Source organism: Pseudomonas sp. GL_103, assembly GCF_057835175.1.
In genome coordinates, this window is sequence record NZ_CM174420.1 from 3453441 (window position 1) to 3473579 (window position 20139).

The following is a 20139-nucleotide window of genomic DNA, read 5'->3' on the forward strand; positions in this document are numbered from 1 at the left end:
CTGCCCACGACCTGTTCGGCCAATCGATCGTCGTTGACCGAGGGGGCTGTCCACACGAATGCTCTCCAGGTGGACCTGATATCAGCCTTGCAGCCTTTGTGCCAGTCTGCGACAGACAGACTTCAACTATCTGAAAACACTGGCTTTTTAGCTATGGAGATTGTCACGGCGACTGCTGTCCAGGCGAGTTTCGGCAAGTATGAGCCGACTTTCGGCGCTTCCGACTGGTGCACGTTGTGACGCATGGCGCTTTATAAAAGTGCACGTACAGTGCGATCTCACTGCTTTCTCCATAAATGGGGCACTACACCCACTCAACGGGGGCGTTTACCACCTAAGTTGAGGAATATCCCCCACTTCCCCCCTACTCTCATATGTAATATTTAGAAACAAATTGCTAATTAATTTGAACTTTTTCTTCCCTCCATGGTAGTGGCTCATTAGTTGCACAACCCCCTGATACCCGCAATAGCTGTCGTCCCGGACATCATGGAGACGGCGGGGCTTGCCAGCTTCGGCATGACGCGAGGGGTGAAAAAATGAAACGCGCGACACTACCATGCAGCTCCATCGCCTTGCTGCGCAGGTCACTGCCCTATGCGATGCTCCTTACCCTGACCACTGTCAACGCCGTACCGCTGGATGATTTCGGCCCGCCACCACCGACGGACCCCTCGGCGTTTAGCAACCCGCCGGCCGACCTCGATGCCGCGGCGGCTGCCATACGGGCCATGCCACCCGTCAACCAGGGCTCCATCGCCCTGCCCAATGGCGTTTTTGGCACCCGCACCACGCCAACGGCTGATAACGTGCTGCCTCCAGCCCTGCAGACATCCTTCAAAATCCCCACCAATGGCAAGCCCAGCCCATTGTTCGGGGCCCAGCCGTACACGCAGCAACTGCTGCTGTTCGAAGAATTCGGCACGGAAAAACTCGACCCGACACTGCCGGCACCGCCCCTGACCTTCCCGGTTCCGCTTGTCGGCCCGGCGCCCACCCAGGACCCGAACAACATCGCCCGCAGCGGCCCGTCGCCCACGGCGCTGGTAGCCTTCATGCGCCAGCCGGGGCTGTTCCCGTTTCCGTCGCAATTTTCCAACGTGCTGGACCGCAACCCGTGGAAAGCGCAGATCGAAGCCTTCCTCAACCGCCATCCGGTCGGCTCGCCGGCCGAAGGTCGTCCGCCAGGAAAAGGCTGGTCGCACCAGCGCTGGAACGAGTTTTACCCACAGGTTGGCTTCAAAACCGCTCAAGCGGGCGCCCAGCTCAACAGCGGCATGCGCGACCGCCGACAGTTGCACAACTACGCCGTCGGTGAGTTCGGGCCTGGCGGGCTCTACAACCAGACCTCGAACACCCCGGTCATTGCGGGCACCACCAAAGGCATAAATGTTCGTTTTCACCCCAACATGCCGATTCAGAACCACAAGGCGCTCTGGACCTTCGACGGCACCTTTCCGCCAAAACTGTTGATGGTGCGTTACGGTCAAGCCGCGCTGATGCGCCACTACAACGCCCTGCCGATCGATCCGTCGGCCAACATGGGGTTTGGCCTGCACACCCTCACCACCCACGAACACAACGGCCACTCCCCGGCCGAAAGCGATGGCTTTTCCGGTGCGTTTTTCTTTCCGGGGCAGTACTACGACTATCGCTGGCCGATACAACTGGCCGGTTACGACACCATCAACACCAGCGCTCAGGATCCGCGTGCAGCGTTCCCCTGCGCCCCGGGCGAAACCCTGTTCGTCAACGATGCCACTCCAGGCCTGAAGACGTGCGACAACGGCAGCATCAAGATCCGTGGCGACTGGCGCGAAACCATGAGCACCCACTGGTTCCACGACCACATGGTCGATTTCACCGCGCAGAACGTCTACAAGGGCAACGCGGTGATGATGAATTACTACAGCGCCCTGGATCGCGGTAACGAAGCGCTGCAAGACGGCGTCAACCTGCGCCTGCCCAGCGGTTCGGCATTGCCCTGGGGCAACCGTGACTACGATGTGAACCTGATGATTGCCGACAAGGCCTGGGACGCCACTGGCCAGCTGTGGTTCAACCCGTTCAACACCGACGGTTTTCTCGGCGATCAGGTCCTGGTCAACTGGCAGTACCAGCCGCGCCTGAATGTGCGCGCGCGCAGCTATCGCTTCCGCATTCTCAATGGCTCGGTGTCACGCTACTTCAGGTTCGCGCTGGTGCGTGAAGTCGTCGGTACCGGCGGCGAATTCCCCGGCCCGGCCGGTTCCGGCCTGTCTTATACCCGCGTGCCGTTCCACTTGATCGCCAACGACGGCAACCTCATGGAACACGCCGTGCCGTTCGACGGCAGCATGGACCTGGAAGGTAACGGTGACATGCAGAATCACAACGCCATCCTGCCCACCATGGGCATTGCCGAGCGTTACGACATCATCGTCAACTTCGCGAAAAACGGGATCAACACCGGCGACAAGCTGTACTTCGTCAACCTGATGGAGCACCACGACGGCAAGGGGCCGGAGGCTACACTGCTGAGCCTGGCCGATGTCCTGTCCGGGACGTACAAGGCGGTGCTCAAGCTGGGCAGCAAAGGGCTGGAATGGGACGGCGGCGACCCGGCGGTGGGCAAGTTCATGCAGATGGTGGTCCAGCCTTATTCTGGCCAGGACGTGAGCATGAACCCCGCCGACTACGAACCCGCCAAGCCGGGTAAACCGGCCGGCAAGACCATGATCCCGCTGACCATCAACCGCGACGACCCAGCGATGCAGGCCAAGCTCAAGGTGGCGCGGCATCGCGAGTTCATCTTCGGCCGCTCCGACGGCACCGACGAGGCCCCCTGGACCATCAAGACCGACGGTGGTCAATTCGGCTTCCCCATGGACCCTCGAATCATCAGCGCCGCTCCGCAACTGGCCAACGGCCCGACCCCTGCCGGGTTCTCCGGCGACGGCACCCTTGAGGTGTGGAAAATCAAGAGCGGCGGCAACGGCTGGAACCACCCGGTGCACGTGCACTTCGAAGAGGGGATCGTCCTCCACCGCGATGGCAACCCGCCGCCGGAATGGGAAAAATGGGCCCGCAAGGACGTCTATCGCATCGGCGATGGCATCGACAGCTCGGTGGACGTGGAAATGGCGATCCGTTTCCGGGAATTCGCCGGGACCTACATGGAGCACTGCCACAACACCCAGCACGAGGACACGTCCATGTTGCTGCGCTGGGATATCGAGCACCCCGGCCAGTTCCAGTTGATGCCAGCGCCCCTGCCCGGCTGGGACGGCGTCACCTACGTCAATTCCTCCGCGTTGCCGACCTTCCGCACTGGCGATACCCGTACCAATAACGAAGGCGATAACCAAAAACCGATCGCCAACCCCGACAGCGCCGTCAGCAACAACGGCCAACCGCTGCCCATCAACGTCCTGGCCAACGACACCGACCCTGACGGTAACGTGCCACTTAAAGTGGTGGGTCTGGAGCAACCGGACTCCGGCAAGGGCGTGGTCAGCACCGATGGTGTGCGCGTGATCTACACACCACCGGCCACGGTCCCCGCGCCGTTCACCGCGACCTTTACCTATAAGGCCGCCGATGCCAAGGGCGCGGAATCGGAACCGGCGACAGTGTCCGTGGCGGTCTCGGCAGCGGTCAACGAGAGCCTGATCGTCACCAGCGCTACCGTCACCGCCCGCAGCAACAGCCGCTACTATTGGGTCCTGTCCGGCACCACCTCGCGTGGCACGGGCAATACCATCACGGCGACTGCCACGACCACAACCGGTACGGTGAACCTTGGCGCCGCCATCCTGACGCTGACGCCTACAGGCGCGCGCTGGAATATAGCGGTGACGACCGCCGGCAGTGGCCCGTCGCCCAGCCCGACGGCGACCATCAAATCGGCCTTCGGCAAAACCGTGACGGTGCCGATAAAGGCGAACTGAGTTAAAACCTGGCTTTAGCAATGAGGGCTTCATTGAGCCCTCTTGCTACAAGCCCCCCCCCACTTCAGCCCAGACCCTGGATAAACCCCGTGCAACGGGAAATCATCGGCCAGAAGCAGTAGTGACAACGAACCCGTCCATTACGCAATGGTCATAACAGCTGAAGGCAGCGCAAATGATCAGTGGCCGCAGGCCGACTTCATTCACGAGCGATGCCTGCAATTCACACATTTCAGGGTGCGCCGGATAACCTCAGTGGGTTCGGTTCCTGCGTGACACAGGCACTTGCCGCTGCTCTCATCCCCCTGTTCCCTCAGCGGAGTACGCAAATGACTCAATCAATGCGCTTCTTCCTCTCGTTCTTCCTCGCGATTGCAACATTGGCATCGGCTGGCTTCCTGAACAATGCCGCAGCGGCCACTGCCGAGGATCTGAATGCCGACGCTCGACAAGCGTTGCAAACGCTCTACAAGACCAATCCATTCTCCGAAACAATCTCGCACCAAGCCAAGGCGGTGCTGGTTTTCCCGAACATCATCAAGGCGGGACTCGTGTTTGGCGGCAGCTATGGTGAAGGCGTTCTAATGAAGGGCACGAAAGTCGAGAACTACTACAACTCCGTCAGCGGGTCATGGGGGCTGCAGGCCGGCGCCCAGTCGTACGGCTATGTGGTTTTCCTGATGACCGATAAAGCCGTGGACTATGTAGCCAAAACCAAGGGCTGGGAAATCGGTGTAGGGCCAACAGTTGTGTTTGTGGATGAAGGGGTTGCGAAGAACCTGTCCAGCTCGACGCTGAAAGACGACGCCTACGCATTCATCTTCGACCAGCAAGGATTAATGGCGGGGGTCAGTATCGAGGGAACGAAGATTTCTCTGATCAAGCGCTGAAGTCACCGCCTGACTGGCCATCGGGAGCGTGATGGCGGCCTATGCCAACCCGGATGGGTTTTCCCGCTTAGGCTAGGCTGTCCTCACTCCTGGCGCACAGACGCACCTGACGATTGGGAAGCCATCTGGACGAGCAAGGCTGTTTCGACCGTTCATTGATACAGGTCTAAACATTGAACGAGCGAATCCTGATAATGATTTTCCAGTTTTTAGGTAGGCCTTAAATGACTTCACAGCTCTTCCAGGTTCACAGCCTCGTGAGTTTTACCCTCGCCATTCTCCTGCTTTTCCTCGGCAAGACCCTCGTCCAGCACAACACCTTTCTGCGCCAATACTGTATCCCCGAATCGGTAGTTGGCGGTTTCGTCTGTGCGGCGGTGACGTCCTTGCTGTACTTCGGCCTGAATATCCAGATCGAATTCGATCTGCAAGTTCGCGACACCCTGCTGCTCTATTTCTTTGCCGGCATTGGCTTGAAATCGGACATGCGCCAACTGCTCAAGGGTGGGCGCCCGCTGCTGATCCTGCTGTTACTCGCCGCTGTGTTCATTCTGCTGCAGAACTCGCTGGGCATGGGTGTGGCCGAGGTTTTTGGACTCGATCCCAAGGCGGGCTTGATGGTGGGCTCCATTTCCCTCACGGGTGGAGTGGGCACCACCCTGGCCTGGGCACCGCTTTTCGTCGAAAAACTGGGAATCAGTAACGCGCATGAGCTGGGCATCGCCAGCAACACTGTCGGCCTGATCGCCGCTTGCGTCATCGGCGGCCCTATTGCCAACCAGCTGATTCGCCGTTATCAACTGACGCCGTCCAGGGATGCGGAACTGGAAGTCGGCATTCTCGAGCAACAACCGGGCAAGGCGCTGGACTATTACGACGTGCTCTGGGCCTGGATGTGGCTCAACCTGACCCTGATGCTCGGCTATGGACTCAACCTGCTGCTGGTCGATGCCGGCATCACCCTGCCCAAATTTGTCAGCTGCCTGTTCGCGGGCATCGTCATTCACCACCTCGTTCTGGCCTTTGTCGGTGATCAACGACTGAAAACCTGGAGCGGCGCCAGCCTGGGCCTGTCGCTGATCTCCGATATCTGTCTGGGCATGTTCTTGACCATGGCCCTGATGGGGCTTCAGCTATGGCAGCTCAACGGCGCGTTGATGTTCATTCTGTGCGCGTTGTCCCTGCAAATACTGCTGACGGTCGCTTATACGTACTTTGTGGTCTTCCGCTTTATGGGGCGCAATTACGAAGCCAGCGTGATCGCTTCCGGATTCGGCGGGATTGCCCTCGGCTCCACGGCGACGGCCATCGTCAACATGTCGACCGTGACGCAGAAATACGGCGCAGCGCACCAGGCCTTCCTGATCGTGCCGCTGGTGTGTGGCTTTTTCATTGACCTGGTCAATGCCGTGATCATCAGCATGTTCAGTGGTCTGTAGTGACCTCAGCCCGGCTCTCGGACGGCCAGACACACCGAACTCAGGAAAGCGGACGAAAGGAGCAGCAGGATCGATGCAGCAAGGATAGGCTCAGAGTAAGAGTGTGCCCCAGCCCTGATCTGGCCAGGTACGATCTCTAATACGCCTCTTGCTACAGGGGAACCGGGATGACGGGACACACTGCGCGACAATGCTCGTCATGGATCCTGCTATCCCTGCTCGCCGTCAATCTAGCGCTGACAGCCGGATGCTCAGGCAAAGCCACCACTGCTCGCTATTCAGCCCCCAGCACCGGCTCGACCTGCTATGCAAAAGCACTCCCCACTGTCGGCGAAGGCGGTCTCGCCTGGGGCGACACCCTGGAAATGGCTCGCCAGAAATCCCTGAGTAATTGCATACGTTATGCCGGCCGATCCGGTGGTACGCCAGATACCTGCAAAGTGGTGATGGCGGAATGTAAGCATTGATAGAGCGGTTTTTCATTTCTGCGCCGCTTTTGCATTTCTGTGCGACAGATCCCACTTCAGGGGCTCCCGTTTCACACGCTCGCGGTGTTAGTTTTGAAATGTTTCTGATCGACCGATCAGATATTTCTTACAAACCGCCTGCAAAGGAATGCCCCCAGCAATGGATTTTTCCCTCAAGCACCTGGCTGCGACCACCCTGATGCTCGCCAGCCTTTCGTCGTTCACCACTGCTGCCCACGCCAACATCACCCCGCAACAGAGCGCGACCATCCTCAAGACCTTCAGTGATGCGTCGGTCAAGGATTTCAGGCAGTTCCTGGGAAGTCTGGCCAAGAGCGATATCGCCAAGACCGACGACCTCGGCCCAGCCATCCGTGCCTTCCTCGACAACAAGACGCTTAGCGCTGAGCAGCAAAACGAAATCCATCGTTTGCTTGGCCTCTATGCCCGGGTGAAATACGGCAGCGCGGCCACCGAAACCTTGAAGGAACTGGTGGCCATTCCGACCGTGAACGTGGACGGGGTGGCCCAGCACGACAACCCCGAATTCCTCAAGATTGCCGAGAAGATCAAGGGCCTGGCCCAGGCGTTCAACCTGAATTTTCGCAACATCGACAACCGCGTCTACGAGATCTCCCTGGAAGGCAGCGGCGATGAAGTCGTGGGCATCCACGCCCATGCCGATGTGGTGCCGGTGACGCCGGAAAACTGGGTGCTGCAGGACGGCACCCGCCTCGACCCGTTCAAGGTCACCCTGATCGGCGATCGCATGTATGGCCGCGGCACCGAGGATGACAAGAACGGCATCGTGGTGGCGCTCTACGCCATGAAGATCATCAAGGAAGAGAAGCTGCCGCTGGCCCGCAACTTCAAGCTGCTGGTCGACACCACCGAAGAGACCACGGGCGACGCCATCCCCTACTACTTCGAACGCAACCCGACGCCCAACTACAACCTGGCGCTGGATGGCGGCTACCCGGTGGTGATCGCCGAGAAAGGCTACGGCACGGTCATGGCCAGCTTCGCCAAGCGCGCCGCGCAAGGCAAAGGCGCGGAAATCACCTCGATGACCGGCGGCCTGGCCACCAACCAGATTCCGTCGACATCGGTCGCGACCCTGGTGACCGACAAGCCCGCCGAACTCGCCGCCAGCCTGCAAAAGGCCGGCACCGAGTATGCCAAGCGCAACGGCGGCAATTTCGAGGTCGCCGCCAAGGTCGACGGCAAGGACGTCAAACTGACGGTCACCGGTGTGTCCGCCCACTCCTCCGAGCCCGAGTCCGGCGTCAACCCGGTGGCCAGGATGCTCGACTTCATCAATGGCCTCGACGGCAAGGTCGCGCTCAAGCACAACCAGATCACGGACGCCGCCCGCTACGCCGCCGACAACTGGGGGCTGGATTACCTGGGTGGCAAGTTGGGGATCGGTTTTGCCGATGAATTCATGGGCCCGCTGACCACCTCCCTGACCTATGTCGGGATGGATGACAAAGCCTTCAAACTCGCGGTCAACCTGCGCGTGCCGAAGGGCAAATCCCCGGAAGTGCTCAAGTCCGAAATCGCTGCAAAGCTGGACGCCTGGAGCAAGAAGACCAGCATCGCACCAACCTTCGACCTGTCGATTGCCGAGCCGATGTACCGCAACCCCGAGGGTGAATGGGTCAAGGCCCTGCTCGCGGTGGCCAGCGAAAACCTCGGCATGGAACACAAGTTCGGCACCTCCGCCGGCGCCACCTCCGTGCATGAACTGCCCAACGGCGTGCAATTCGGCCTGGCCATGCCGGACGTCAAATACACCGGTCACAACGACAACGAGTTCAAGACCACCGAGCAGTTCCTGCTGGACTTGCAGATCGTGACCGAGATGATGGGCCGCATCGGGCAATTGCCGAAACTTTGATCCCCCTTCGGACCCGCCCTTCTGGCGGGTCTACTTCCAGAACTGCAGTGAAACCCCGGAAGATCGCAGCCTGCGGCAGCTCCTACGCATTACGCGATCCCCGTAGGAGCTGCCGCAGGCTGCGATCTCTTGATCTTTTTTACCTTCAACCAGGCGGATCAATCTGATCCAGCACCCGGTTCGCCGTGATCTCCGCCAGCATCACGCTGTTGGAAATCCCGAGCAGCGCATTGCGCGACTCACCGTCCAGGTGATCCACCAACTGATGCACCATCACATCGACCGACGCGAGGGTTTCGACCAGATAGACCATCAAGGTTTCGGAACTCGCCTGCGGGTCCACGGTGAACAAGCTGCTGGGGGTGCGCGGTGTGGCTTTGATATCGGCAATCGAGGGGATGTGAAAATCGAGGGCGGCTTCGTTGAGCCTGGTTGAGTCGGGTTCATGCGGGGAGACCGGATCGGCGTCCGGTGGGCTTGGCGTTACCTTGAACATATTTCCGTCTCCAAAAAATGGAGCCATCACCGACTTGCGACTAAACAAGTGTATGGTCAGCCCACCTCCTGCAACCACGAGCGATGAGCGGTAAAGCATGCTTGCGCTAATGTATCCGGGCTCATGGTTGGCAGTTTTGCCGCCTGGCCCTTGATGAGTAGTCGCTCCTGCCTGTCCTTAAAAGGGTGCCAGCTTCGAGAGCTGCCTCGTTTACCAGGTTTTCATGCAGGGGTTGAGCTGTTTATCGTCATCATCTTGTCGTCGCAAAAGCCGGTAGGGAATTTCGATCAAGCCATGGGTTGTGCGTTGTAGCTGACTCCGCGAGCTAAAACAGCCCATACGATCCTTGCCAATTTATTGGCCAAAGCGCAGGCGACTTTATTCGGGTGCTTTCGTATCAGCAGGTCTCTGCACCAAGTCCCCAAAGCATCCGTACGTTTATCTATGTGCACAAGAACTGCACGCGAGCCTTGAATCATAAGCTTTCGAAGGTATTTATCACCGCGCTTGCTGATGTTCAAAAGGACGGTTTGGTCGCCTGTTGAATACTGCCTCGGCACCAGTCCCAGCGAAGCGGCGAAGTCTCGCGACGAGTGAAAATTGGAAGCGTCGCCGACGTCGGCCAGCAGCGCGCTAGCGATGATAGGGCCGATGCCGGGGATGCTCATCAGGCGTGTTCCCGCATCATCAGCGTCCACTTGCTCTTTGATACTCCGGTCAATCGCCTTAATCTCGTCGTTGAGCCGTTTCATCTCTTCCAGTAGATGTTCAATAAAGGACTTCAGCTGTTGCGGTAACTCTGCGGCCGGGTCGTCCAGAATTTGGTGAACCTGATTCATAGCCGCTTTTGTTGCAGGCAATGCGATCCCGAACTCAAGCAAGAACCCGTGAATGCGATTTATCGTTTGAGTCCGATGGCCTACCAACGCCTCCCGAAGACGGTGCTGGGTCGATAGCACTTGCTGTTCCACGGTTTTGATGGCGACGTAACGTGTTTTAGGACGGGATGCGGCTTCGCAGATTGCCTCAGCGTCGATGTAGTCGTTTTTGTTGCCGGTGACGTAGGGTTTTACATGCTGCGGCGCGATCAATTTCACTTGATGACCGAAGGACAAGAGCTTCCTGGCAAGCCAGTGTGAACCGCCACAAGACTCCATCGCTATGGTGCAGGGCTTCAGCCTTGCGGCAAACTCAAGCAAGCGGCTGCGATTGAATTTCTTGCGCAGTACTTCCTTGCCTTTGGCGTCGTGCCCTATGAGATGAAAAGTGCTTTTTCCAATATCCAGGCCAAGCAAGTCCAAGATGTCCATGAGAGGTCTCCGCAAGTCAGTGAGAACCCCGGTAAGTTTAGATTTACCGATGCTCCCGTACTGGGCTGACCATCTCATTAGGGTGGCAGCTGTACGCAGGTTAGTCGACCGGGGAGACACGAAACCGGCGCGCCCGAAGGCGCCCTGCGCACAGCTACCATGAAGTGCAGGCATGAAATGACCTGACTGTCTGGATGCAAATACGCTTCGTGAAACCATCGGGCGACTAAACCCGATCACTGATGAGCAGTGACACGAATCAAGTTACCGATGGCCCCCAAGGCGCACAAGCCGGCGGATTCTGGCGTAGCCGTAGGCAACGGCGCAAGGTCTTGTAGCTTGCATGAAGTAACCTTAAACGCCTTTAAACAAACGTTCTCCGGCGATGTTGGGTGACATGGCGCGCTTGCCCGGATTGATGAACAAACCTCATGAACCCTTGCCGATTTACCGTCTAGTGCTCATCCGTTAGCTCGCTTACTGTTTCCCCAACGGTTCTGCACCCAGCCGATACCAATGACGTGCAGCCTGACCATCAAAAGCGGGAGTTTGGGGTGAAACCACGCCGCCCGTCGTGCGTTCGTTCCCGACGGCCCACGACCTGAGCGCGAAAACCATCATCCCCTTCAACACCCACGGCGGCTGCCTTGCAGTTGGCTAACCCGCCTTTAGGAGCAACATTGATGAATCCCTTGATCGCCCCATTGGTGGCCTTATCCCTCATGGCTGGAGAAACCAGCGCCCAGGCCTCCAACGAGATCCGCATCACCCACGCCGGCTCCCAGCCCTCCGTCAAGGGCGCTGCAGAAAACTTCACCGGCACGGTTCGGGTTGATGGCCTGTTCAAGGGTGATTCCCCTGCCCGCATCGGCGGTGGCACCGTGACCTTCGAACCCGGTGCACGCACGGCCTGGCATACCCATCCGCTGGGGCAAACGCTGATCGTCACCGCCGGGGTCGGCTACGTGCAGCAAGAGGGCGCCCCACGTCAGGAAATCCGTCCGGGCGACATTGTCTGGATCCCGCCGCAAACACGTCACTGGCACGGCGCGACGGCCACCAACGGAATGACTCACATCGCAATCGCCGAAGCCGAGGACGGCAAGGCTGTCACCTGGGCGGAAAAAGTTTCGGATGCGCAGTACGAAGGTCAATCGCCCGCGCAGGGCATGTAGCTGTTTGTTGTAGATCAAACCTCACCCGAACACCGCCCGCAAGGCAGTGATGAGCAATGGATGGAGCCTTCCACGATGACCACTGACACACCGATCGCACATCGCAAGACCGGCCCCCTCCCCGCGCTGATAGCCCTGTGTCTGGGCCTCGGGTCGGTGTCGGGTTTTGCCACCCAGAAAGCCGAGGCATCGCAACCCATGACCAGCACACAACCTGCGGCCCAAACGCTGTCGACCAGGCAACAGGCCATTCCGCTGATCGCAGCATTCATGGCGACCAGCGACATGCCTCTGCTCAACGCTGCGTTGAACCAAGGCCTGGACGCCGGCCTGACGGTCAGCGAGACCAGGGAAATCCTGGTGCAGCTCTACGCCTATGTCGGCTTCCCCCGCAGCCTCAATGCGTTGAATGAACTGATGACGGTGGTGCAAGCGCGCAAACAGCGTGGCATCCACGATGAGCCTGGACGCGAACCTGGCCGTGCCATTGCAACCGGTGAGGCATTGCTTGCGGCAGGAACGGCCAATCAAACCCTTATCTCGGGCGGTACGGTCAAAGGGCCGGTGTTCGATTTCGCCCCGGTCATCAACCAGTTCCTGCAAACCCACCTGTTCGGCGACATCTTCGAGCGCGACAACCTCGACTGGCAAAGCCGCGAGCTGGCGACCGTCGGCGCGCTGGCCGCAACGCCGGGTGTGGAGTCGCAGTTGCGCTCGCACATGCGGGCAAGCCTGCGGGTTGGGTTGAGCGTGGAACAGTTGCGCCAGGTCATCGAGGTACTGGCCGAGCACGGCGATGAACAATCCGCCAAACGTGCAGGCACAGCCCTGACACAGGCACTTGCTGCCTCGGGAGGTTGAACATGAAGACTGGAAAAAACCTGCTTAACATCACCCTGCTGAGCGTGCTTGCCGCCTGTGCAAACCATTCCAATGCTGCCGCTCCGTTGATGATTCAGGAGCAAGGCAGCTTTGCCGCCGGCGGGACGATGACCACCGCACCGGGCACGTTTAATCCGCGTAAGCCCATGACACCAGACGGCCAGACCTACCACGGCGACCATGCCTACACCTTCTACCAGATCCCGGTCGATGCGCGAAAACTGCCCATCGTCATGTGGCACGGCGCCGGCCAGTTCTCCAAGACCTGGGAAACCACCGCGGATGGCCGCGAAGGCTTCCAGAACATCTTTCTGCGCCGCCAGTTCGGCGTGTATCTGATCGACCAGCCGCGTCGTGGCGATGCCGGCCGCAGCATGGTCGAAGCAACGGTCAAGCCTGTCCCGGACGAGCAGCTCTGGTTCAACCAGTTCCGCATCGGCCTGTGGCCCGACTATTTCGAAGGTGTGCAGGTTGCCCGGGATGCGCAAACGCGCGACCAGTTCTTCCGCGCAATGACGCCGAACACCGGGCCGTTCGACATGAACGTGGTCTCCGATGGCGTGTCGGCGGTCTTCGACAAAATCGGCCCCGGCATCCTGTTCACTCACTCGCAGGGTGGCGGACCGGGTTGGTTGACGGCGATCAAGAACAACAAGGTCAAGGCCATCGTGGCCTTCGAGCCGGGCAGCAGCTTCGTCTTCGCGCAGGGTGAAGTACCCGCGCCGATTTCCAGCGCGTTCGACACGGTACAAGGCGCAGCGGTGCCGATGGATCAGTTCATGGCGCTCACGCGCATACCGATCCTGATCCTCTACGGCGACAACATCCCGGAGCAGGCCGTCGACCTGCCCGCCCAGGACAGTTGGCGCGCCCGACTCACCATGGCCCGGCTTTGGCGCGACGCCGTCAACCGGCATGGCGGTGACGTGAGGCTGATCCACTTGCCGGAGATTGGCATCAAGGGCAATACCCACTTCCCCATGTCGGATCTGAACAACGTGCAGATCGCGGACCTGGTGTCCGGGTTTCTGACCGAAAAGCATCTGGATTGACGGCTTCAGAACACTTTCAAACGCACCCTTTTAATGCTCCGGAGACTCTGATGAGAAACACAATTCTGAAAGCCATCGCTGATGGCCGCCATGGTCGGTATGTCTGCTGGCGAGGCCGGTGCCGCCGACTACAAAAAGAACCCGTTCACCCTGGCTTACGACGGTGCAATTACCAAGAACGAGCCCGGCAAGGTCAACATCCACCCGGTCAGCTACAAGCTCAATGGCCTGGACATCGCTGCCAACGTCTACACCCCTGCCAACTACGATGCGAAGAAGGTCTATCCCACGGTGGTGGTGGCACATCCGAATGGCGGCGTGAAAGAGCAAGTCGCCGGTCTTTATGCCCAGCGACTGGCTGAACAAGGCTACATCACGATCACCGCCGATGCCGCGTATCAAGGTGCAAGTGGCGGACAGCCGCGCAGCATCGACAAACCGGCGTACCGCATCGAGGATATCCACGGCATGGCGGACTTCATCACCCAGTATGCCGGCGTCGACGGCAAGCGTCTGGGTCTGCTCGGCATCTGCGGTGGCGGTGGCTACTCGTTGGCCGCGGCGCAAACCGACAAGCGATTCAAGTCGGTGGCGACGGTGAGCATGTTCAACTCTGGCCGGGTGCGTCGCAATGGCTACAACGACTCGCAACTGGACACTATCGAGCAACGTCTGCAACAGGCTTCCGCCGCCCGCGCCCAGGAAGCCGCCGGCGGCGCGGTGCTTTATTCCGGTGATGCCAACCTCACCGACGAGCAGATCGCCAAACTGCCGTTCGAGCTGTATCGCCAGGGTTATGAGTACTACTGGAAGACCCATGCCCACCCTGACTCGACCTTCAAATACACCACCAGCAGCCTGCTGGATCTGATGCGCTTCGATGCCACCAACCAGATCGAACTGATCAATCAGCCATTGCTGATGATCGCCGGCAGCAAGGCCGACAGCCTGTACATGACCCAGGATGCGTTCCCCAAGGCCACCGGTACGAAAGACAAGGAGTTGTTCATCATCGACGGCGCAACGCACATCGAAACCTACTGGGTTCCCAAGTATGTGGACGCTGCACTCGGCAAGTTGACGCCGTTCTTCGCCAGAACCCTGTGATGGGCTCGTTGGGGGTCGCGCATCCATGCGGAACCTGATTACATGGAATAATCCCGCGCTCCGCATGAGAGGTTCTCATCAATGTCTCGCGCCAACCTCAATGATCTGCAAGCCTTCGTGGTCATTACCCGCGAAGGCAGCTTCACTCGCGCCGCCGCACAACTGGGCGTCTCGCAGTCCGCCTTGAGCCACACCATGCGTGCTCTCGAAACCAGGCTCGGCGTTCGCCTGCTGACCCGAACCACGCGCAGCGTATCCCCTACCGAGGCCGGTCAACGGCTGTATCAGTCCATGGCGCCGCGCTTCGACGAAATCGAACTTGAACTGGCCGCGGTCAGCGAGTTTCGCGACACCCCGGCCGGCAACGTGCGGATTTCAGCTTCCGAACATGCGGCGAACAACATCCTTTGGCCCAAGCTGTTGAAGGTGCTGCCCGACTACCCGGACATCAAGGTCGAAATCACCGTCGACTACGCCCTCTCCGACATCGTCGCGCAGCGTTACGACGCAGGCGTGCGCCTGGGAGACCAGGTGGCCAAGGACATGATCGCCGTGCCGATCGGCCCCTCGTTGCGCATCGCGGTAGTGGGGTCTCCCGAATACTTCAAACAGCGGCCAATTCCGGAAGAGCCAAGGGATTTGGCCGCGCAAAACTGCATCAATTTGCGCCTGCCCACCCACGGGAGCCTGATGCAATGGGATTTCGAAAAGGACGGTCACGAACTCAAGGCACGCGTCGAAGGGCAATGGACGTTCAATAGCAGCGTACCGATCCTGCGCGCTGCCGTCGCGGGATGCGGCTTGGGTTTTCTCCCAGAAGATATGGTCGCCAGGGAGCTTGCCGACGGTAGCCTTGTGCGGGTACTCGAAGACTGGTGCCAGCCTTTTGCCGGTTACCACCTTTACTATCCCAACCGCCGTGAACACTCTTCAGCGTTCGGCGTAGTGGTGGACGCGCTGCGTTACAAGCACTGAGTCGTCACAAGCGGATATGCGGTTCCGTTCCTTCGCGTCATCCCGTCTCCCCCCCTCTCGGTAGTCTGAATCTCCCACCCCGCCTGGGAGTATCGGCCGATGTATATCGCCCGGCGTTTATCCATAGTTGTGGCATGTACCAGAAAAAAAGGTCCGCGGTCAGGCCTTGGTGACTGCAACTGCTTTGGAGAATGTCATGGCTACTGTCAAAAAAAATTCATCGTCATCGAACGATCAGATCGCTCTATTCACCCAGCCCCTCACCACTGATCTCAACGAGTCATTGGTGACAACCTCGGTTACCGCCAACGCTTTGGGCGTCGTGGCGACCGGCGAGAACGTGACCCTGGACGAAACGGCGGGGTTGCAGAACGCCACTTCCACGCCATCCCCTGCGGGGGACGCTGACGACAACGACATTCTGCTGGCGTCCCTGCCCCCGACCTTCGCTGAGCGTTTGGCCGGACTTGGGGCAGGCACCGCCACGGGTGCGGCCTTGAGTGGCTATACCGGTGCCGCGGACAACACCGGCAGCGATGCATTCACCGTCACCGCCGCGCCCGGAGGAACCATTACCGATATCAGCTTCACCGACAGCTCAGGCGCACCGCTCGATGGCCTGGACAGCGGACTCGATACCCTCGATGGCACCAGCATCCTTCTCTATACCGATACGAGCGACAACAACATCGTTTTGGGTCGAGCCGGTGGCCCGGCTGGCGCGATCGTGTTCGCTGCCTACATTGAAGAAACCGGTTCGCCGGTCACGGGCGGCAAGATCTGGGTCGTGGAATACCAACCACTCAGTCATCCAGATAGTACGAACGCCGATGATTCGCTCAATCTGCTGGATAAGGTTTTCATCGGAACCAGTGAGGATTTGGTATTCAGCCTGGCCAATGCGCCCTCCGGTCAGAACCTCTTCCTGATGTTCACGAAATTGAACCCGGAAACTGAAATTGTCGATGGTGTCACGCGGATCACGGATCCCACCATCATTGCCACCGGAAAGGACCCCGCAGACCAGTCAAGCGGCGTCAACATAAACACTGGCGACACGATCAATACCAGCCAGGCGGGTGGCCCGACCACCTTCGGCACCAACAATCAGATGATTGTGGAACAAGAGGGCATTCGCTTTTCGTTCGTCACGGGTGCCAGGCAGGATGTGACCGTTCCCAACCTGGATCAGAACGAAGCAGATCTAGAATCCGACATCGACTTTACCGACGTCTACAACACGAAGTCGGCCAATTTCGACATCGTGCAATTGCAAAGCGGCAAGAGCGCTATCGTAAAAATCAGCGCATTCAGCACCGCTGCTGAACCGGGCGCGAATTTCATCAACGGATACGCGGGCGATGCACCGGTTGCAATCACCAATGTGCGCGTCATCAACAAGAGCACCGGGCTGGTGATCGAGAATTCAGACGGCTCGGTGAATGATCCCGCCATTTCCATCAGCTTTACTGCTGCAGGGGTTGCAACCATCACCGGCGTTAAAGCCGGCTACCAGATTGAGTACACCACTACGGCGGATCACAACCGCGTGCTCGTCGAGAACGGGGCGGCCCTCGACGCCAAAGGCAATAACCACGCCGACTTTGATGTCGGTGGTTTCACGCTGGTCAAAGCCTCTGTTACGACCACCGAAATCGGCTCCCGGATGATCTTCGACGACGACGGACCGAGCATCAGCCCCACCGGCACGGAGCCGACGCTGACGGTGGACGAGACGGTACTGGCGACCAACGATACCCAGAGCTTTGCCGCCAACTTCAATTCAGAGTTTGGTGCTGATGGGGCTGGCACCCTGACCTATGCGCTGGGCGTGGTGGCCGGAGCCTCCGGGCTGACCGACACGGCCACGGGCGACGCGGTGAACCTGTCGCTCAATGGCACCGTGGTCGAAGGTCGCACGGCCACGGACAACCTGCTGGTGTTCACGGTCAGCGTGGCCGCCAATGGTGTCGTCACGCTTGACCAGATCCGCGCCGTGGTGCATCCCGACGCAACCAATCCCGATGATTCGACGAGCCTGACCTCGGACAACCTGGTGACGCTGACGGCGACCATTACCGACAGGGAGGGCGACAGCGACCAGGCGACGTTGAACATCGGGCAGAACCTGGTGTTCAAGGACGACGGACCAAGCATCACCACTACCGGCACGGAGCCGACGCTGACGGTGGACGAGACGGTACTGGCGACCAACGATACCCAGAGCTTTGCCGCCGACTTCGACTCGGCGTTTGGCGCCGATGGAGCCGGCACGCTGACCTATGCTCTGGGCGTGGTGGCCGGAGCCTCCGGGCTGACCGACACGGCCACGGGCGACGCGGTGAACCTGTCGCTCAATGGCACCGTGGTCGAAGGTCGCACGGCCACGGACAACCTGCTGGTGTTCACGGTCAGCGTGGCCGCCAATGGCAGCGTCACGCTCGACCAGATCCGCGCCGTGGTGCATCCCGACCCAACCAATCCGGATGATTCGACGACGTTAACCTCGGACAACCTGGTGACGCTGACCGCGACCATTACCGACAAGGAGGGCGACAGTGCCCAGGCGACGCTGGACATCGGGCAGAACCTGGTGTTCAAGGACGACGGACCAAGCATCACCACCACCGGCACGGAGCCGACGCTGACGGTGGACGAGACGGTACTGGCGACCAACGATACCCAGAGCTTTGCCGCCAACTTCAGCTCGGCGTTTGGCGCCGATGATGCCGGCACCCTGACCTATGCGCTGGGCGTGGTGGCCGGAGCTTCCGGACTGACGGACACAGCCTCGGGCGAGGCGGTGAACCTGTCGCTCAATGGCACCGTGGTCGAGGGCCGCACGGCCACGGGCAATCTGCTGGTGTTCACGGTCAGCGTCGCCGCCAATGGCAGCGTCACGCTCGACCAGATCCGCGCCGTGGTGCATTCCGACCCAACCAATCCCGATGATTCGAAGACGTTGACCTCGGACAACCTGGTGACGCTGACAGGGATCAAGACCGACGGGGATGGCGACAGTGCCTTGGCGACCCTCAACATCGGGCAGAACCTGGTGTTCAAGGACGACGGCCCGGCACTCGCTTTCGGCAACCTGATCGGGACCGGTAGCGTCCTTGCGCAATCCGGGTTCTGGAACATGGCGACGGGAGCCGACGGGCTGGGTGCGGCTGGTCTCGATATCTCGTTGGTCAATAACCAGTTCACCCTCGTCAGGCCCGACAACACGACCACGACCGGGAGCGGCACGCTCACCGAGCTGGCGCTGTCACCGGATGCCAATGGCGCGTACCAGTTCGCGGGAACCTTGACCGGTGATTTCGACAACAACGGTGCAACGGCGAATACCACCGTCGACTACACGCTGACCGCCTATGCCGATGGTCGCTATGCACTGGATCTGGCGCAAGGCTTCAGTTCGACGATCGTGCTCAGCAGTGCCGACGGCTCGCTCGCTGCCGGCGGCCCGGACCCAGTGCGCACATTGTTGATTCCTCAAACGAATAACCCGGCTATTCCTTCGGCCTCCGAGGAGATTGTGTTCTTTTCCGCGAAGGCGCTGGCGTCGACTGCGGACATCCTGACCGGCATCGGGCTCGGAGCACCCGACCCCACCGAAGCCACGCTACAGACCAACCCTCTACCGTCGTACATCGACCCGAGGGCCATGAACGTCAGCACGGCCGGCATCGGCGTCGCCAATAACGTTTTCCAGGGAGATAACCTGGCGGCAATCAGCGCCGCCGATGAAAGTTTCGTCATCAATCCAGAGAGCCTGCTGACGGCAATGAAGGTCTTCATCGACAACTCCGTGGCGGGTTACAACACGGCGACCGAGGACCTGTACTACAGGATCTACTACGCCGATGGCACGTTTTCGAACCAAGTCGAGGTGAACACCCTGACGCCGGAGGCTGGCGGGCAGGTGTCCTTCCTCGTCCAGAAGGAGGGTACGTCACTGATCGACGCTGTTCAGCTGACGATGGGCCGGGGCGATATCAAGATCCCGGTGATCCAGTTCATTCAGGAGAGCGAGAGTCTGGCCAGCGATGTCCGGTTGGCATTCAACGCGACGCTGACGGACAAGGACGGGGACTCGGCGACGAGTACGTTTGATGCCAACCTGTTCGCCAACGAGCCGGCCAACGCAGCCTTCGACTTCACGCTGGTGGGCACGATCGGTGAGCAGGATGCGTTCAACATCGATCTGTCAGTCAATGAGAACCTGTATCAGGTTACCGGCTTCGATGTGGGCGCTGGTGTGCAAGACAAGCTGGTGCTCAACGGCGACCCGAACGCCGTTGTCCAATCGATCGACAACACCGGAGCAGACGGCGTCGTGACGGTTGCCGAGGCTGGCGGACAAACAACGACCATCACCCTGGTCGGGGCCCATATCCAGAGTACCGACATCTTTTTTGGCAGCGCTTGAGGCTTTGCGCGTGAACGGATGCGAGGGTGGCCTAGGAAACCACCCTCGCATTCTTTTTGCAGTCCCAATACGAAATTCGGATGAT

General features: G+C 59.6%; 13 protein-coding genes and 1 pseudogene. 12 read left to right on the plus strand and 2 right to left on the minus strand.

Translation table 11 applies throughout. The features are described from left to right. The first annotated feature begins 602 nt into the window (after nucleotides 1-602). The 5 genes from AC3IP0_RS15580 (at nucleotide 603) to AC3IP0_RS15600 (ending at nucleotide 8625) form a co-directional block, all read left to right on the plus strand. The gene (locus tag AC3IP0_RS15580) at nucleotides 603-3929 is read left to right on the plus strand and encodes an Ig-like domain-containing protein (RefSeq protein WP_489327810.1); all 3327 of its coding nucleotides are present in this window, start codon (nucleotides 603-605) and stop codon (nucleotides 3927-3929) included. A 329-nt stretch (nucleotides 3930-4258) separates the two neighbouring features. Further along, nucleotides 4259-4819 (plus strand): lipid-binding SYLF domain-containing protein, encoded by a 561-nt coding sequence (locus AC3IP0_RS15585; protein ID WP_150723586.1) that lies wholly within the window; start codon nucleotides 4259-4261, stop codon nucleotides 4817-4819. Between the two features lie 224 nt (nucleotides 4820-5043). Then, the gene (gltS, locus tag AC3IP0_RS15590) at nucleotides 5044-6258 is read left to right on the plus strand and encodes a sodium/glutamate symporter (protein WP_489325187.1); all 1215 of its coding nucleotides are present in this window, start codon (nucleotides 5044-5046) and stop codon (nucleotides 6256-6258) included. 167 nt (nucleotides 6259-6425) lie between these two features. Further along, nucleotides 6426-6725 (plus strand): hypothetical protein, encoded by a 300-nt coding sequence (locus AC3IP0_RS15595; RefSeq protein ID WP_489325188.1) that lies wholly within the window; start codon nucleotides 6426-6428, stop codon nucleotides 6723-6725. A gap of 160 nt (nucleotides 6726-6885) precedes the next feature. Next, a complete protein-coding gene (locus AC3IP0_RS15600; protein WP_489325189.1) occupies nucleotides 6886-8625 on the plus strand; it encodes a dipeptidase in 1740 nt (579 codons plus the stop codon). Between the two features lie 145 nt (nucleotides 8626-8770). Here AC3IP0_RS15600 and AC3IP0_RS15605 read toward each other — a convergent pair whose 3' ends face one another. Together AC3IP0_RS15605 and AC3IP0_RS15610 are read right to left on the minus strand one after the other, a co-directional pair. Beyond that, nucleotides 8771-9121: a DUF6124 family protein gene (locus AC3IP0_RS15605; RefSeq protein WP_489325191.1), complete on the minus strand. Its 351-nt coding sequence runs from the start codon at nucleotides 9119-9121 to the stop codon at nucleotides 8771-8773. Nucleotides 9122-9408: 287 nt separating this feature from the next. Further along, entirely contained in the window at nucleotides 9409-10431 is a 1023-nt protein-coding gene (locus AC3IP0_RS15610) for an IS110 family RNA-guided transposase (protein WP_489315948.1), read from the minus strand. Between the two features lie 547 nt (nucleotides 10432-10978). Here AC3IP0_RS15610 and AC3IP0_RS15615 point away from each other — a divergent pair. The 7 genes and pseudogenes from AC3IP0_RS15615 to AC3IP0_RS15645 form a co-directional block, all read left to right on the plus strand. Next, a pseudogene (locus AC3IP0_RS15615) lies at nucleotides 10979-11074 on the plus strand (flavodoxin); the annotation flags it as partial. A 40-nt stretch (nucleotides 11075-11114) separates the two neighbouring features. Further along, nucleotides 11115-11606: a (R)-mandelonitrile lyase gene (locus tag AC3IP0_RS15620; RefSeq protein ID WP_489316031.1), complete on the plus strand. Its 492-nt coding sequence runs from the start codon at nucleotides 11115-11117 to the stop codon at nucleotides 11604-11606. Nucleotides 11607-11681: 75 nt separating this feature from the next. Further along, complete coding sequence (locus tag AC3IP0_RS15625) at nucleotides 11682-12467, plus strand: carboxymuconolactone decarboxylase family protein (RefSeq protein ID WP_489325192.1); 786 nt, start codon at nucleotides 11682-11684, stop codon at nucleotides 12465-12467. 2 nt (nucleotides 12468-12469) lie between these two features. Further along, nucleotides 12470-13540, plus strand: coding sequence for an alpha/beta hydrolase (locus AC3IP0_RS15630; protein WP_489325194.1), 1071 nt, complete (start codon nucleotides 12470-12472; stop codon nucleotides 13538-13540). An 81-nt stretch (nucleotides 13541-13621) separates the two neighbouring features. Continuing rightward, nucleotides 13622-14647: an alpha/beta hydrolase gene (locus tag AC3IP0_RS15635; protein ID WP_489325195.1), complete on the plus strand. Its 1026-nt coding sequence runs from the start codon at nucleotides 13622-13624 to the stop codon at nucleotides 14645-14647. Between the two features lie 81 nt (nucleotides 14648-14728). Continuing rightward, on the plus strand, nucleotides 14729-15622 hold the full coding sequence (locus AC3IP0_RS15640; RefSeq protein ID WP_489316035.1) for a LysR family transcriptional regulator: 894 nt from the start codon (nucleotides 14729-14731) through the stop codon (nucleotides 15620-15622). A gap of 196 nt (nucleotides 15623-15818) precedes the next feature. Next, on the plus strand, nucleotides 15819-20054 hold the full coding sequence (locus AC3IP0_RS15645) for a DUF5801 repeats-in-toxin domain-containing protein (RefSeq protein ID WP_489325196.1): 4236 nt from the start codon (nucleotides 15819-15821) through the stop codon (nucleotides 20052-20054). Nucleotides 20055-20139: the final 85 nt, after the last annotated feature.